The sequence below is a fragment of the Streptomyces sp. NPDC051211 genome, assembly GCF_040689505.1.
Classification (GTDB): domain Bacteria; phylum Actinomycetota; class Actinomycetes; order Streptomycetales; family Streptomycetaceae; genus Streptomyces.
In genome coordinates, this window is sequence record NZ_JBFBAV010000008.1 from 23,374 (window position 1) to 37,402 (window position 14,029).

Consider the following 14,029-nt stretch of genomic DNA (forward strand, 5'->3'; position numbering starts at 1 on the left):
GCCCGGTTCAGTGCCCGAAGTCGAACCAGTTGACGTTCACGAAGTCGGCGGGCTGACCGCTGGTGAAGGTCAGGTACACGTCGTGGGTGCCGGTGACGGCGGAGATGTTCGCCGGGACGGTCCGCCAGCTCTGCCAGCCGCCGGTGCCGGCGACCGAGAAGCTGCCGATCGGGGGGTTGCTGCGGCTGTCGAGGCGGACCTCGACCAGTCCGCTGACTCCGCCGGCCGCGCCGCTCGCGACCCGGGCGTGGAACTGGGTCGCCGCGGTGGAGCCGAAGTTCACGCCCTTGAACAGCGCCCAGTCGCCGTTGGCCGCGCCGGCCACGTTCCGGCCGCCGCCCGTGTCGGTGGTGGCCTGGGTGGTCAGGCCCGCCTGGCCGTCGTACGACTCGGCCTGGATGGCGGCGTAGGCGTCGCGGTTGCCGGACGGGGGCGGGGTGGTGGGCGGCGGGGTGGTGGGCGGCGGGCTGGTGGGCGGAGGCGTGGTGCCGGGGCCGCTCTGCCAGACCCCGACGTAGTCGACGACCATCGGCTTGCCGGGCTGGGTCCCGGCGTCCGGGCCGCCGCCGAACGCGGCGGGGAACTCGCCGCCCATGGCCACGTTCAGGATGAGGAAGTACCCGTGGTTGGTGGCATCGGTCCAGGTCGCCGCGTCGACCTGGTTCTCCCGGACGGTGTGGTAGGGCACGCCGTCGAGGTAGAAGCGCATCTCCTGCGGGCTGAGGCTCTTGTCCCACTCGACGGCGTAGGTGTGGAATCCCGCCTGGCAGGACACCGGGGCGCAGACCCGCTGCCCGCCGATGCCCGACTTCTCCTGGCACGGGCCGCCGGGGCTGGTGCCGCAGTGCATGGTGGCCCAGACCTGGTTGATGCCCTGGACGTTCTCCAGGATGTCCAGCTCGCCGATGCCCGGCCAGTTCCACCAGTTGCCCCGGTAGGGGGCGCCGAGCATCCAGAAGGCGGGCCAGTATCCCTTCGCCGCCGGGCCGGTGACATCGGGCATCTGGATCCGCGCCTCGACGCGCAGCTTGCCGCCCGCCGGGGGCTGGAAGTCCGAGCGCCGGGTCTCGATGCGGCCCGAGGTCCACTGGCCGGCGGCGTCGCGCAGCGGGGTGATGCGCAGGTTGCCGCTGCCGTCCAGTGCGACGTTGGCGGTGCTGGCGGTCATGGTCTCGATCTCGCCCGTCCCGAAGTTGGCCGGGCCGCCGGGATAGCCGGTGCCGGTGGTGTACTGCCAGTCGGCGGTGTTGACGCCCGTGCCGGCCGGGCCGGTGAAGTCGTCGCGGAACACCGCGGTCCATCCGGGTGGGTCCGCGGGTATGGAGGCGTTCGCCGGTAACGAGACCAGCACGGCGGCCGCCGGGACGAGCAGCGCGGCCACGGCGAGGGCCGCTCGCCGCAGGATCCCGCGTGCAGCGGGTGTGTCTCTCATGGGAGTCCTCTCTCAGGGGCTGATCTTCTTTTTTTGGGGGGCGGGACCGGACGGGGCGGACTGGGCCGGCCCGTCAGGCGGGCAGGGAGCTTTCGGCGACGACGCGGGCGTACCAGTGGGCGCTGTCCTTCAAGGTCCGCCGCTGGGTCGCGAAGTCGACGTGGACGATGCCGAACCGCTTGCTGTAGCCGTAGGACCACTCGAAGTTGTCCAGCAGCGACCAGAGGAAGTAGCCGCGGACGTCGCCCCCGTCCGCGATGGCCCGGTGGACCGCCGCGAGGTGGCCGTGCAGGTACGCCACCCGCTCGGGGTCGTGGACCCGGCCCTCGGGGTCGGCGTAGTCCTCGTACGCCGCCCCGTTCTCGGTGACCATCAGCGGCACGCCCGGGAGTTCCGTGCGCAGCCGGGTCAGCAGCTCGTACAGCCCCTCGGCGTCCACGGGCCAGTCCATGGCGGTCCGGGGGCCGGGGGGCCGGGGGAACCGGACGTGGTTTTCCGCGGTGGGCCACGGGGAGGGGGTCTCGGACCGGCCGGCGGCGACGGTGGTGGGGGCGTAGTAGTTGACGCCGAGCGAGTCGATGGGGGCGGCGGCGGCCGCCAGGTCGCCGTCCTCGACGAAGGACCAGTCGGTGACCGCGGCGGTGTCGCGGACCAGGTCCTCCGGCAGCCGGGCGTGGAAGACGGGGTCGAGGAAGAGCCGGTTGCCGAGCGCGTCGATCCGGCGGAGGGCCTCCCGGTCGGCGGCGGAGCCGGTCAGCGGGCGGAGGGTGTGCAGGTTGAGGGTCAGGGAGATCTCGCTCTCCCCCGGCAGCGCGGCGCGCAGGGCCTGGACGGCCCGTCCGTGGGCGAGGTTGAGGTGGTGTGCGGCCCGCAGGGCGTTCGCGGGACTGGTCCGGCCGGGGGCGTGGATTCCGGCTGCGTACCCCAGGAAGGCCGTGCACCAGGGTTCGTTGAGGGTGGTCCAGGTGGCCACGCGGTCGCCGAGCGCCTCGGCCGTGAGGGAGGCGAACTCCGCGAAGCGGTCGGCCGTCGCACGGATGGGCCAGCCGCCGGAGTTCTCCAGTTCCTGGGGCAGGTCCCAGTGGTAGAGGGTGGCTACGGGCCGGATCCCGGCGTCGCGCAGCGCGTCGGTGAGCCGCCGGTAGAAGTCGAGGCCCTTCTGGAGGGCCGGCCCGCGGCCGGTCGGCTGGACGCGGGGCCAGGCGACGGAGAAGCGGTAGTCGGTCACGCCGAGGGTTCTGAGCAGGGCGACGTCCTCGTGCATGCGGTGGTAGTGGTCGGCCGCGATGTCGCCGGTGTCTCCGTTGCGGACCGTGCCCGGGATCCTGCTGAAGGTGTCCCAGATCGACGGGGTGCGGCCGTCCTCCGCGGCGGCGCCTTCGATCTGGTAGGCGGCGGTGGCCGTGCCCCAGCGGAACCCGGTCGGGAACCGCAGGTGGGTGGTGGTCATCGGAAGCAGCTCCAGGGGATGGTGGGGGGCGGGGGTGCCCGGCAGGGGTCGGCGGTCGGCCCCCGACCGGGTCAGCCTTGACGGGGGTCACCCCTAGACGGGGTCAGCCCTTGACGGCGCCCTGCATGATGCCGCCGACGATCTGCCGGCCCAGCAGCCCGAAGACGAGCAGCACGGGCAGCGTGCCGAGCAGGGTGCCGGCCATGATCACGGACTGGTCGTGGACGTAGCCGCCGCCGAGCTGGCGCAGCGCCACCTGTACGGTCGGCTCCTGCGAGGAGAGCGCGACGACCGGCCAGAAGAAGTCGTTCCACGCGGTCATGAAGGTGAGCAGGCCGAGGACGGCCATCGCGGGCCGGGCGACGGGCACGACGATCGACCAGAAGATCCGCCGGGTGGAGGCCCCGTCGATGCGGGCGGCTTCGATCAGTTCGTCGGGCAGCGACTGGGCCAGGAACTGCCGCATGAAGAAGACCCCGAAGGCCGAGACGAGTCCGGGCAGCACCACGGCCTGAAGCTGGTTCACCCAGTGCAGCTGCGCGATCAGCATGAAGAGCGGGATCACGCCGAGCTGCGGGGGGATCATCATGGTGGCGACGGTGACGGAGAGCAGCAGCCCGCGGCCCCGGAAGCGCAGTTTGGCGAAGGCGAATCCGGCGAGGGTGGAGCACAGCACGGTGCCGACGGTGATCGATCCGGACACGATCAGGGAGTTCACCAGCGCCTTGCCGATGTCGGCTTCCTCCAGGACCTGCCGGAGGTTGTGCAGCAGGTTCGGTCCGGGCACCAGTGAGGGCGGCACCCGGGCGAGGTCCGCGTTGGAGCGGCTGGCGGCGACGACCGTCCAGTAGAGCGGGAAGGCCGAGACCAGGACGGCGAGGATCAGGACGGCGTAGGCGAGCCGGCCGGGCCGCAGGGCGCGTGCCGTCATCGTACGGACTCCTTGGGTGAACGGCGGGACGTCAGAAGGGCGTTGGCGCCCACCAGGAGCGCGATCAGCAGGAACATCACCCAGGCGATGGCGGCGGCCCGGCCCAGGTGGAAGAAGCCCCAGCCCTGCTCGTACAGGTACAGGCCGAGCGTCTGGTACTGGTGCGAGATGCCTCCGGAGACGGAGCCCTCGAACAGCAGCGGTTCGCCGAAGAGCTGGGTGGCCCCGATGGTGGACACCACGGTGGTGAAGACGATCGTGGGGCGCAGCCCCGGCAGGGTGACGTGGACGAACTGCCGCCACCGGGACGCCCCGTCGACCTCCGCGGCCTCGTACAGCTCCGCCGGGATGGTCTGCATGCCCGCCAGGTAGATCAGTGCGTTGTAACCGGTCCAGCGCCAGACGACGATCGAGGACACGGCGATCTGCGAGGCGGCGGTGCCGGTCTGCCAGTCCACCGGCCCGATGCCGGCCAGCCCCAACAGGTAGTTGACCAGGCCGAAGTCGCGGCCGAAGAGCTGGGCGAAGACCAGGGTCGCGGCGGCCACCGAGGTGGCGTACGGCAGCAGCATGGCGGTACGGAAGAAGGTGCGGGCGCGCAGCCGGTAGTTGAGGAAGTGCGCCAGCGCCAGGGCCATCGCCAGCTGCGGGACGGTGGAGAGGACTCCGATGGTGAAGGTGTTGCGCAGCGCGGTCCAGAAGAAGGGGTCGGCGAAGACTGCGGTGTAGTTGCCGAGGCCGCGCCATTCCATGGTTCCGGGTGTCTGGAGTTCGACGCGGTAGAGGGAGACGAAGGCCGTGTAGAGCAGCGGGAACAGTCCGAAGGCGGCGAAGAGGGTGAAGAAGGGCGCCAGGTAGGCGTACGGGGAGACGGCCTGCCAGGGCCGGCGGGGGGAGGGGGAGGTCATGGCGCGTTGCCCCTTCCTCAGCCGGTGGCGTTCTTCACGCCCCGGCGGGCCGTCTCCCAGGCCTTGTCCGGCGCGGTGCCCTTGCGTTCGACCTCGCTCAGCGCGTTGACGATCTGGTCGGCGATGGTCTTGTCGTCGACTCCGAGCACCTGGACGGGCGCGGCCTTGGCGGCGTCGCCGAAGATCCGGCCGATGGGGGCGTCCGAGAAGTAGGGGTCCTTGGCGTCCGCCACCTCGGTGATCGCGGCGACGGCCGAGGGGAACTGGCCCTGCTTCCGGAAGAGTTTGGCCTGTTGCTCGGGGGCGGTCAGCCACCGGATGAGGTCGTACGCCTCCTTCTTGTGGCGGGCGGCGCGCGGGACGGCGAGGTACGAGCCGCCCCAGTTTCCGGCACCGCTGGGCAGGCGGGCGACGTCCCACTTGCCCTTGCCGGCGTCGCCGGCCTGGCCCTTGATGTAGCCGAGCATCCAGGCGGGGCAGGGGATGGTGGCGAAGGATCCGGCGGCGAAGGCCTGGTTCCACGGTGGTGACCACTGGTCGAGTTCGGCGCTGAGACCGTCCGCGGCCGCCGTGACCGAGGTGTCCCAGGCGGTCCGGACGGCCGGGCTGTCCTCGTACACCAGCTTTCCGGAGGTGTCGTAGTACCGTTCGGCGGCCTGGCCGGTCATCACGGCGTAGAGGCTGCCGACGCTGTCCAGCCAGGCGGTCTTGGCGGGGGCGCTCTTCTTGTACTGGCGCCCGAGGTCCAGGTAGCCCTGCCAGGTGGACCACTTCCGGGCGAGGACCTCGCGGTCGGTGGGCAGGCCGGCGGCCCGGAACAGGTCGGTGCGGTAGCACATGGCCTCGGGGCCGACGTCGGTGCCGAGGCCCAGCACCCTGCCGTCCTTGGTGGTGGCGGCCGACCATTTGGCGTCGGCGAAGGCGCCCTTGAGTGCCGCGGCCCCGTAGGCGTTCAAGTCTTCGAACCGGTCCGCCTGCCGCTGGGTGACCGCGGCGATCCGGCCCACCTCGATGCCCTGCACGTCGGCGAGGCCGCCGCCGCCCGCGAGCCGGGTCTGCAGCGACTTCCAGTAGTCCTGCTCGTCCTCGGTGTCGGTCTGCTTGATGGTGACGCCCGGGTGGAGCTTCTCGTACTCGGCGTAGAGCCCGGCCTCCTGGTAGCCGAACGAGCCGAACAGGTCGATGGTGAGGGTGATTTCGCCCGCCTTCCCGGAGCCGGCGGAACCGGTGGACGTACCGGAGTCGCAGGAGGCGAGCAGGGTCCCGGCGAGCGCGACGGCGACCAGACGGACGGTGGTGCTCCGGGCGGCTCGGGCGAGGGGCATGGCGGTCTCCCTGATCGAGGAATCTGTTTCTGAGAGCGCTCTCAAGGACGGGATGGAGCGTGCCCGTCACGCGGGTCCCCGTCAATACCTCGAACAGCACCGGCCCGGTTCGGTGCGGGATTGCGCCCTCGGGGCGGCGTTTGTCCCCAAGTCCTGAACACAGCCGAAGAGTTCAGGCGGCGGGGTACGGCCGGCTCAGGCGGAGGTACGCCGGACCAGTCTGGTCGGGGTGATCACCGAGGACGGCAGGACGGCCTCCGAGGGGCCCCGGTCCAGGCCGCGCAGCAGCAGCCGGGCCATCAGCCGGCCCATCCCCTCGATGTCCTGGTGCACGGTGGTCAGCGGCGGGTCGGTGGACTCCGCGATCGACGGCATGTCGTCGAAGCCGATCAGCGCGACGTCTTCCGGGACGCGCCGACCCTGCTCGCGGAGCACCCGCAGCGCGCCGACCGCCGCCAGGTCGTTGGCGGCGAACACCGCGTCCAGGTCCGGCCGGCGCTCCAGCAGGACGGCCATCGCCCGGGCGCCGCCCTCCACCGTGAAGTCGCCGTCCGCGACCAGGGCGGGGTCCCCGTCGAGCAGCACGTCGCGGTAGCCGGCCAGCCGGTCGGCCGCCGAGGTCTGGTCGGCCGGACCCGTGATGTGGGCGATGCTCCGGCGCCCCTGATCGGCGAGGAAGCGTACGGCCGTGCGGGCGCCCCCCCGGTTGTCGGCATCGACGTACGCCACCGCGGCCGAGCCGTCGGGGCGGCCGCCGTAGACCGTCGGCAGGCCGATCCGCTGCGCGATCCGGGGCAGCGGGTCGTCGGTGTGCAGGGAGAAGGCGAGGGCGCCGTCGACGTGCCCGCCGGCCAGGTAGCGGGCGATCCGGTCGTAGTCCCCCGGGCCCTCCACCAGGAGCAGCACCAACTGGGTGTCGTGGGCGGTCAGTTCCTTGCTGATGCCGCGGAGCTGCCGGGAGAAGAACGGATCGGAGAAGATTCGGACCTCCGGCTCGGGGATGATCACCGCGACGGCTCCGGTGCGGCGGGTGACGAGCGTACGGGCGGCGGGGTTGGGCAGGTAGCCGAGCTCGTCCACGGCCCGGCGCACCTTGTCCACCACCGGCTGCCGCACGCCGGCCCCGCCGTTGACGACCCGGGAGACCGTGGCCCGGGAGACCCCGGCCCGCGCCGCGACGGCTTCCAGCGTCGGGCGGCGACCGGATGACTGCTCGGGCACGGATGACTCCTCGGGTCGCAGCCGGACGGCGGATGACTGGGCCGCCCGCAGGATATCCGCTCCCACCGGTCCGCTGAGAGCGCTCCCTTGAGCCCGAGCGGGGGCGTACCCGGGTACACCCCCGCTCGTCCGGCGGTCAGCCGGTGAGGTGTTCGACCGTGGGGGCCACGGGGCCGAAGAGGTCGGCGATGGTGGTCAGGCTCGCCGCCTGGAGGGTGGCGGCGGGCAGGGTGCTGCCGTCGGGTGCGGGCAGGGAGCGGGTGGCCGTCGCTTCGGCGACGACGGTGGGCCGGTAGCCCAGGTTGAAGGCGCCCTGGGCGGTGAAGGTGACGCACATGTGGGTCATGAACCCGGCCAGCACAAGGTCGGGTCCGGCGCCCAGGTCGCGCAGGGTCTTCTCCAGATCCGTGCTGTGGAAGGCGTTGGGGACCTGCTTGACCACGACCGGTTCGCCGTCGGCGGCCGCCACTTCGGGGCTGATGGCGCCGAGCTCGGAGCTGATGTCGTAGCCGGCGTCCATGACGTGGACGACCGGTGTGCCGGCCGCGCGGGCGGCGGCGAGCAGGCGGGCTCCGGCGGCAAGGGCGGGCTCGGCGCCGTCGAGGGCCATGACGCCGGTGCGGTAGGTGTTCTGGAAATCGATCAGGATCAGGGTGGTTTCGCCGAGGCGCGGCAGCGTGTTGTCGAGACCGATGACATCGCGCAGGGTCGCAGAGGCATTCATGGATGAAAGGTTCCTTTCCGGTGGGAAACAGGCATGGCAGCGGGGCCGCGGATGATGCGGCGGTCCGCGTGGCGGAAAGAGTCAGGAAGTGGTGCGGAAACGGCGGCGGTAGGAGGCCGGGGTGGCGCTGATCTGCTTGCGGAAGGCGCGGTGCAGTGTCTCCACCGAACCCATCCCGACCGTTGCCGCGATCTGCTCCAGCGGCAGGTCGGTGGTCTCCAGCAGTCGGCGGGCCGCTTCGACCCGGGCGGCTTCCACGTAGGCGGCCGGGCTGGTGCCGGTCTCCTGGCGGAAGACCCTGGCGAAGTGGCGCTCGCTCAGGCACATGCGCCCGGCCAGCGCGGCTGCCGACAGATCGTCGTCGAGGTGCTCGGTGATGAACACGCGCAGCTCGTCGATGTCCCTGCGGGCGGCGGCGGGCCGGCTCAGCGGCACGCTGAACTGGCTCTGGCCGCCCTGCCGCCTGAGGTACATCACCAGCTGCCGGGCCACGGCCAGGGCCGACTCCTCGCCGTGGTCCTCGGCCACCAGGGCGAGCGCCAGGTCCAGGCAGGTGCTGATGCCCGCTCCGGTCCACACGCGGCCGGAGCGGACGAAGATCGGGTCGGCATCGACCTTCACCTGCGGGTGGTCGGCGGCGAGTTGCGCCGCGGTCGACCAGTGTGTGGTCGCCCGCCGCCCGTCCAGCAGACCGGCCGCGGCGAGCAGGTGCGCGCCCACGCACACCGAAGCGATCCGGCGCGCGTGCGGTGCCGTGGCCTTGACCCACTCCACCACGGTGCCGTCGACCCGGGCCACCGGGCCGTCCGGGTGCAGGTCCACGGCGCCGGGCACCAGCAGCGTGTCCACGGCGGCGCCCACGTCGGCGAAGGCCAGGTCCGCCGTCAGGCGCACGCCGGCCGACGTGACGACCGGGCCGGCCTCGGGGCCCGCCAGGCGGACCTCGTAGGCCGCCCGGCCACCGGTCTCCCGGTTGGCCAGGGCGAAGACCTCGGCCGGGCCGGTGACATCGAGCAGGTCGACGTCCGGGAAGACCGCGATGACGACGCGGTGGGGAGCGGGAGCGGGCATGCGTCCATCGTCACGGCACCGCCTCATGACTGCAATGACGGCTCTCTGTCACATCCGGCCATCACCGGCCGAAGCGGTCCTGCGCCGCGAGGACGTCGTCGGCGTGCCGGGCCGCCCAGGCGCCCATCGCCCGGATCGGGTCCAGCAGCGCGGCGCCCGCAGCGGTGAGGGCGTAGTCGACGCGGGGCGGCGCCTCCGCATAGGCGCGGCGTTCGACCAGGCCGTTGTACTCGAGGCGGCGCAGGGCCTCGTTGAGCACCTTCGGACTGATCCCGCCGATGCGGGCGAGCAGCGCGCGCGGCCGCATGGGACCCGTCTCCCCGAGGACGAAGACGACCACGCTGTCCCATCGGTTCGCGAGCACCTCGAAGGCCACCCGCGCCCGGCAGTCGGCCGCGAATGCGCCGCCACCCAGGTCCCGCTCCTCTTCGTGCTCGTGCTCGTGCTCGTCCGCTCCGCGCCCCATGGGCCCATCCTGCCCGTCCCGATGCACACCATGTGGTGCGCATCGGCACGCCTAGCGTCCCTGCCGTGAGGACCGCACCTCACGTTCCACGACACGGACGGGAGCAAGGACATGCGCATCGGCATTCTCGGTACGGGGGCGATGGCCACGGCCCTCGGTGGCGCCTGGGTGCGCGCCGGGCACGACGTACGGGTGGGCGGGCGGGACACCGAGGCGGCCGCCCGCACCGCCAGGCGTACCGGCGCGGCCGGGCACGGCAGTCTGGCGGAGGCGGCGTCCCACGGGGAGCTCGTCCTGCTGGCCGTACCGGCGCAGGCGGCCGGGGAGTTGGCCGGGGAGCTGGCGCAGGTGCTCAGCGGGCGGACGGTGATCGACTGCACCGTCCCGATGGCCCCGGGCGCGGACGGCCCCGCCCTGACCACCGGCGGGCCGGGCGGCGGCACCTCGATGGCCCGGATCATCTCGGACGCCGCCCCCGGCGCCGGGGTGGTGAAGGCCTTCGGGGTGTGCCACGAGAGCATCTGGACCCTGGAGCGCCCGGCGTTCGAGGGGGCGCCCCTGGCGGTCCCCTTCTGCACCGACGCAGCGGACGCCGCCGCGCGGGTCGCCGAGCTGATCACCTCGATGGGCTGTACACCGCTGCCCTGCGGCGGGCTGGCCCGTGCGGGCCTGCTGGAGGCGGCCGCGGTCTTCGCGATCGGGGTCTGGTGGTCGGGCGCCGAGGCCCGATTCGCCTTCCCGGCCCCTGCGTTGGCCCCGGGGGCGGTGGACGACTAGGAGGGGCCTGCCCACACCCCGGGAATGGTCTGGACCTTGACAGGTCCAGACCACCTTCGCTTGAGTGGAGGAGTTGCCTCCGCCACGGCAACTCCCCCCACTCAAGGAGTAGTTACGTGATGCGCACCCGCACACTACGCCGCCACACCCTCGCCCTGGTAACCGCCGGGGCGGCCGTCGCCGGGCTTTCCGCACTCGCCCTGCCCGCCACCTCCTCCGCGGCCGCCCCCTGCGCCACCGCGTGGTCCGCGACCGCCGTGTACACGGGCGGCATGACCGCCTCGCGGAACGGCCACAACTGGCAGGCCAAATGGTGGACCCAGGGCGAGACCCCCGGCACCACCGGCCAGTGGGGCGTGTGGGCGGACCAGGGCGCCTGCGGCAACGGCGGCGGGCAGGACCCGGACCCGGGCACCGGGAACCCGTCCGGATTCGTGGTCAGCGAGGCCCAGTTCAACCAGATGTTCCCGAACCGGAATCCGTTCTACACGTACAACGGCCTGGTCGCGGCCCTCTCCGCCTACCCCGGCTTCGCCAACACCGGCGACGACACCACCAAGCGCCGGGAGGCCGCGGCCTTCCTCGCCAACGTCTCCCACGAGACGGGCGGCCTGGTCCACATCGTCGAGCAGAACACCGCCAACTACCCCCACTACTGCGATGCTTCACAGCCCTACGGCTGCCCGGCCGGCCAGGCCGCCTACTACGGCCGCGGCCCCATCCAGCTCAGCTGGAACTTCAACTACAAGGCCGCGGGCGACGCCCTCGGCATCAACCTGCTGGCCAACCCCTACCTCGTCGAGCAGGACCCGGCCATCGCCATGAAGACCGCCCTGTGGTACTGGAACACCCAGAACGGGCCGGGCACCATGACCGCGCACGCGGCCATGGTCAACGGCGCCGGCTTCGGCGAGACCATCCGCTCCATCAACGGCTCCCTGGAGTGCAACGGCGGCAACCCAGCGCAGGTGCAGAGCCGCGTGACGAAGTACCAGCAGTTCACCCAGCTGCTGGGGGTGACCCCGGGCAACAACCTGAGCTGCTGACCCGAGGGCGGCCGTCACCTGAGGGCGGCCGCCACCAGCCCGCGGCCTGCAACTCCGCCTGGTCGAGCGCGACCAGCCGTCGGACCAGCGCGGTGAGCAGCGCCTGACGGGTGCGGTAGCTCAGCGGTTCGACCGTCCTGCGCGCCATCACCGAGCACCCCGTCGAGCTGCGCACCGACTTCGAACCGACCTGGGGCAGGGGCGCCGAGTTCGGCCACATCGCCTTCGCCGACGGCCGGGCCCGGCCGGATGGGCCAGCAGCCGGCCCACCCCTGGGCCGTCGCCCTGCGCAACACGGCACTCCGGCTCGCTCCGTCCGGGCTGACCCTCCGTGCCGCCCTGCGACCATGCCGACTGGACGCCGCCGGGCCCGCGCTGACATCGGTGTGGTCCCCCAGGCAACCGAATCCGCGAAAGTGGTGGTCAAGGGGGCGAGGGGGTGCGTGATGCAAGCCGAGCAAGAAGCTCAGTTCCAGTCGTTCGTGAGCGCACGATGGACTCATCTGGTACGGACCGCGTACCTGCTGACGGGCAATCCGCACGACGCGGAGGACCTGACCCAGACCGCGCTGGCCAAGGCCTACCGCTCGTGGCGGCGGGTGTGGCGCAGCGACAACCCGGAGGCGTACGTCCGCCGGATGCTGGTCACCTGCAACAGCGACCGGTTCCGCAAGCGCCGGGTCACCGAGCGGCTGACGGCGACCCCGCCGGACATGTCCGTACCGGACTCAGCCGTGGCCTGGGCCGACGAGCGGAACGCGCTGATGGCCGCGCTGGCCGAACTGCCCGCCCGGCAGCGGGCCGTGGTGGTGATGCGGTACTGGGAGGACCTCTCCGAGGCGGAGGTCGCCGACGTCCTGGGCTGTTCCCCCGGCACGGTGAAGAGCCAGGCGTCGAAGGCGCTGGCGAAACTCCGCGCCCATCCCGGGCTGGCCCAGGTGGCCGACGGCCCGGTCCGTACGACGACGAATCAGGGAGCGGTCCGATGACGGGGCAGAACGAGCACGAACACGAGGGCCGGCAGGCCCCGCGGGACGACCTCGGGGTGTTCGAGGTGAACCTCCGGCAGCGGATGGCGGAGGACGCCCAGGCGGTGCGCCCGGCCGCCGTTCCGTACCCGGCGATCGTCCGGCAGGGCCGGCTGGAGCGGCGGCGCCGGCTGGCGGCCGCGGGCGCGGCACTGGCCGTACTGGCCGTCGTACCGGCCGCGGCCTTCGCCTTCTCCGGCAACGGCGAGGGGACGGAGAGCACGCAGATGGCGGGCCCGTCCCCGACGAGCCCGGCACCCCGGCAGGCCGGGACCACCCCGGCGCCGAAGCCGACCGGCCCCGCCGCCCCCGCGACGCCCGGCCAGCTGGCCGACGGGATCACCATGGAGCAGGCGGCCGAAGGCCTGGAGAAGTGCCTGGGGTTCAACCGGACCCACCTGAGCAGCGGGCCCGGCGGGGCGCAGGACCTCGGGAAGCCCGCCGACTACCGGATCCTGCTCGCCCAACGCAGCACCGGGAACGACAACTCCCCCGGTGACGGTCAGTACATCGTCGCCCTGAAGGACGGTCCCGCGCCGAACCAGACCCGCCTCATCTGCAACATCAAGCAGGGCGAGGCCCAGGGGATGAACACGTCGGTGAGCAACCACCGGGAGGCGGACAGCGGGGCCGTCGCACCCGACATCAACGGCGGCAAGCTGTTCCTGCAGCGGCTGAGCACGGAGGGGCCGTGGAAGCTGCCCTACCGCTGGGGCAGCATCGGCACGGTGGACGCCCGGGTGGCGAAGGTGACGGTCACCTACGGCGGTACGACCGTCGAGGCCGCCCTCGACCACGGCTGGTTCGCCGCCACCGGGATCCTGGACCGCCCGGTCACCAAGTCCCCCCGGATCAAGGGCTACGACGCAAAGGGCGAGGAGATCTACGACTCCGACCGGGACAAGGGCTACGACAAGCTCATCCCCTGATCCCTGCGGTGGTATCTGCTGTCACCGCTCACCGGGACAGGAGACACCACCGTGTCGGCCCTGGTCCTGCCGGGGGCGGAGCAGGACCTCGCTGCCGATCGGGGTGAATCCGACGGCGAGGAAGGCGCGCAGCGAGCGGGAGTTGCCCGGGGAGACCGCGGCGAAGACCGGCTCGCCCTCGGGGACGAGGGTCAGTGCGTCCAGCAGGAGCGTCCGGCCGACCCCGCGGCCGGCCTTCTGGCCGGCCTCCTCGTCGAGGGCGATGCCTATCTCCCGCCGGCCGGCCAGGCCCTGCCCGACGGTGACGAAGCCGCGCTCGTCGCCGTAGACGCGTACGTCGTTGCGTACGGAGCGGGCGTGCCGGACCCGGGGGTGGTCGTCGACGTCGTGCCGTTCGCCGAGGCGGGCGCCGGTGCCGGGCTCGCCCGCCCCGCGGGCGACCAGGCTGGCGTCGATGACTCCGATCCAGCCCCCGGGCCCGGCGAGGTGGCGCAGGAAGTCGGCGCCCATCGAGAGCCCGAACCCGTCGGGGCCCTGGGCGAGCACTTCTTCGGCCGGGAGGCGGGTGGCTACGTAGGCATGTCCGGTGAATGCGAAGGAACACTCCAGCCCGCCCTCGAACGGCGGCAGCACGGTCACCCCGCCGTCGATCTCCGGGTACTGCCCGTCGGCGGCCGCGAGCAGGTGGTCGAGCAGGGGGTGCGGGTTGCTGTTCCTCATA

14 protein-coding genes and 1 pseudogene are annotated in these 14,029 nt (G+C 72.4%); 5 read left to right on the forward strand and 10 right to left on the reverse strand.

All coding sequences use genetic code 11. The features are described 5' to 3' along the window. Positions 1-7: 7 nt before the first annotated feature. The 9 genes from AB0447_RS10820 to AB0447_RS10860 all read right to left on the reverse strand — a co-directional run bounded on the left by AB0447_RS10820 (position 8) and on the right by AB0447_RS10860 (position 9,528). Positions 8-1,432, reverse strand: a complete 1,425-nt coding sequence (locus AB0447_RS10820) for a glycoside hydrolase family 16 protein (RefSeq protein ID WP_366476244.1) — start codon at positions 1,430-1,432, stop codon at positions 8-10. 73 nt (positions 1,433-1,505) lie between these two features. Further along, on the reverse strand, positions 1,506-2,882 hold the full coding sequence (locus AB0447_RS10825; protein WP_366476245.1) for a GH1 family beta-glucosidase: 1,377 nt from the start codon (positions 2,880-2,882) through the stop codon (positions 1,506-1,508). A 103-nt stretch (positions 2,883-2,985) separates the two neighbouring features. After that, positions 2,986-3,813 carry a carbohydrate ABC transporter permease gene (locus tag AB0447_RS10830; protein ID WP_366476246.1) on the reverse strand — a complete coding sequence of 276 codons (828 nt, stop codon included), beginning with the start codon at positions 3,811-3,813 and terminating at the stop codon, positions 2,986-2,988. Continuing rightward, complete coding sequence (locus AB0447_RS10835) at positions 3,810-4,721, reverse strand: sugar ABC transporter permease (protein WP_366476247.1); 912 nt, start codon at positions 4,719-4,721, stop codon at positions 3,810-3,812. Before AB0447_RS10835 ends, AB0447_RS10830 begins: the two co-directional genes overlap by 4 nt. A gap of 17 nt (positions 4,722-4,738) precedes the next feature. After that, positions 4,739-6,046 (reverse strand): extracellular solute-binding protein, encoded by a 1,308-nt coding sequence (locus tag AB0447_RS10840; RefSeq protein ID WP_366476248.1) that lies wholly within the window; start codon positions 6,044-6,046, stop codon positions 4,739-4,741. Between the two features lie 195 nt (positions 6,047-6,241). Beyond that, complete coding sequence (locus AB0447_RS10845) at positions 6,242-7,267, reverse strand: LacI family DNA-binding transcriptional regulator (protein WP_366476249.1); 1,026 nt, start codon at positions 7,265-7,267, stop codon at positions 6,242-6,244. Between the two features lie 136 nt (positions 7,268-7,403). Next, positions 7,404-7,991, reverse strand: coding sequence for an isochorismatase family protein (locus AB0447_RS10850; protein ID WP_366476250.1), 588 nt, complete (start codon positions 7,989-7,991; stop codon positions 7,404-7,406). Positions 7,992-8,072: 81 nt separating this feature from the next. Beyond that, positions 8,073-9,062: a DJ-1/PfpI family protein gene (locus AB0447_RS10855; protein WP_366476251.1), complete on the reverse strand. Its 990-nt coding sequence runs from the start codon at positions 9,060-9,062 to the stop codon at positions 8,073-8,075. Between the two features lie 61 nt (positions 9,063-9,123). Continuing rightward, positions 9,124-9,528 carry a helix-turn-helix domain-containing protein gene (locus AB0447_RS10860; protein WP_366476252.1) on the reverse strand — a complete coding sequence of 135 codons (405 nt, stop codon included), beginning with the start codon at positions 9,526-9,528 and terminating at the stop codon, positions 9,124-9,126. Between the two features lie 111 nt (positions 9,529-9,639). Here AB0447_RS10860 and AB0447_RS10865 point away from each other — a divergent pair, with 111 nt between their 5' ends. From AB0447_RS10865 to AB0447_RS10885, 5 genes and pseudogenes are all read left to right on the forward strand, one after another. After that, entirely contained in the window at positions 9,640-10,305 is a 666-nt protein-coding gene (locus AB0447_RS10865) for an NAD(P)-binding domain-containing protein (protein ID WP_366476253.1), read from the forward strand. Positions 10,306-10,424: 119 nt separating this feature from the next. Continuing rightward, positions 10,425-11,351: a glycoside hydrolase family 19 protein gene (locus AB0447_RS10870; RefSeq protein WP_366476254.1), complete on the forward strand. Its 927-nt coding sequence runs from the start codon at positions 10,425-10,427 to the stop codon at positions 11,349-11,351. Between the two features lie 122 nt (positions 11,352-11,473). Next, positions 11,474-11,593 (forward strand): annotated as a pseudogene (locus AB0447_RS10875) (FAD-dependent oxidoreductase); the annotation flags it as partial. 204 nt (positions 11,594-11,797) lie between these two features. Then, the gene (locus AB0447_RS10880) at positions 11,798-12,340 is read left to right on the forward strand and encodes a SigE family RNA polymerase sigma factor (protein WP_366476255.1); all 543 of its coding nucleotides are present in this window, start codon (positions 11,798-11,800) and stop codon (positions 12,338-12,340) included. Beyond that, the gene (locus AB0447_RS10885; RefSeq protein WP_366476256.1) at positions 12,337-13,308 is read left to right on the forward strand and encodes a hypothetical protein; all 972 of its coding nucleotides are present in this window, start codon (positions 12,337-12,339) and stop codon (positions 13,306-13,308) included. Before AB0447_RS10880 ends, AB0447_RS10885 begins: the two co-directional genes overlap by 4 nt. A gap of 21 nt (positions 13,309-13,329) precedes the next feature. On the opposite strand, the gene AB0447_RS10890 is transcribed toward AB0447_RS10885, so the two are convergent. Then, positions 13,330-14,028 carry a hypothetical protein gene (locus AB0447_RS10890; RefSeq protein ID WP_366476257.1) on the reverse strand — a complete coding sequence of 233 codons (699 nt, stop codon included), beginning with the start codon at positions 14,026-14,028 and terminating at the stop codon, positions 13,330-13,332. Between the last annotated feature and the right edge of the window lies 1 nt (position 14,029).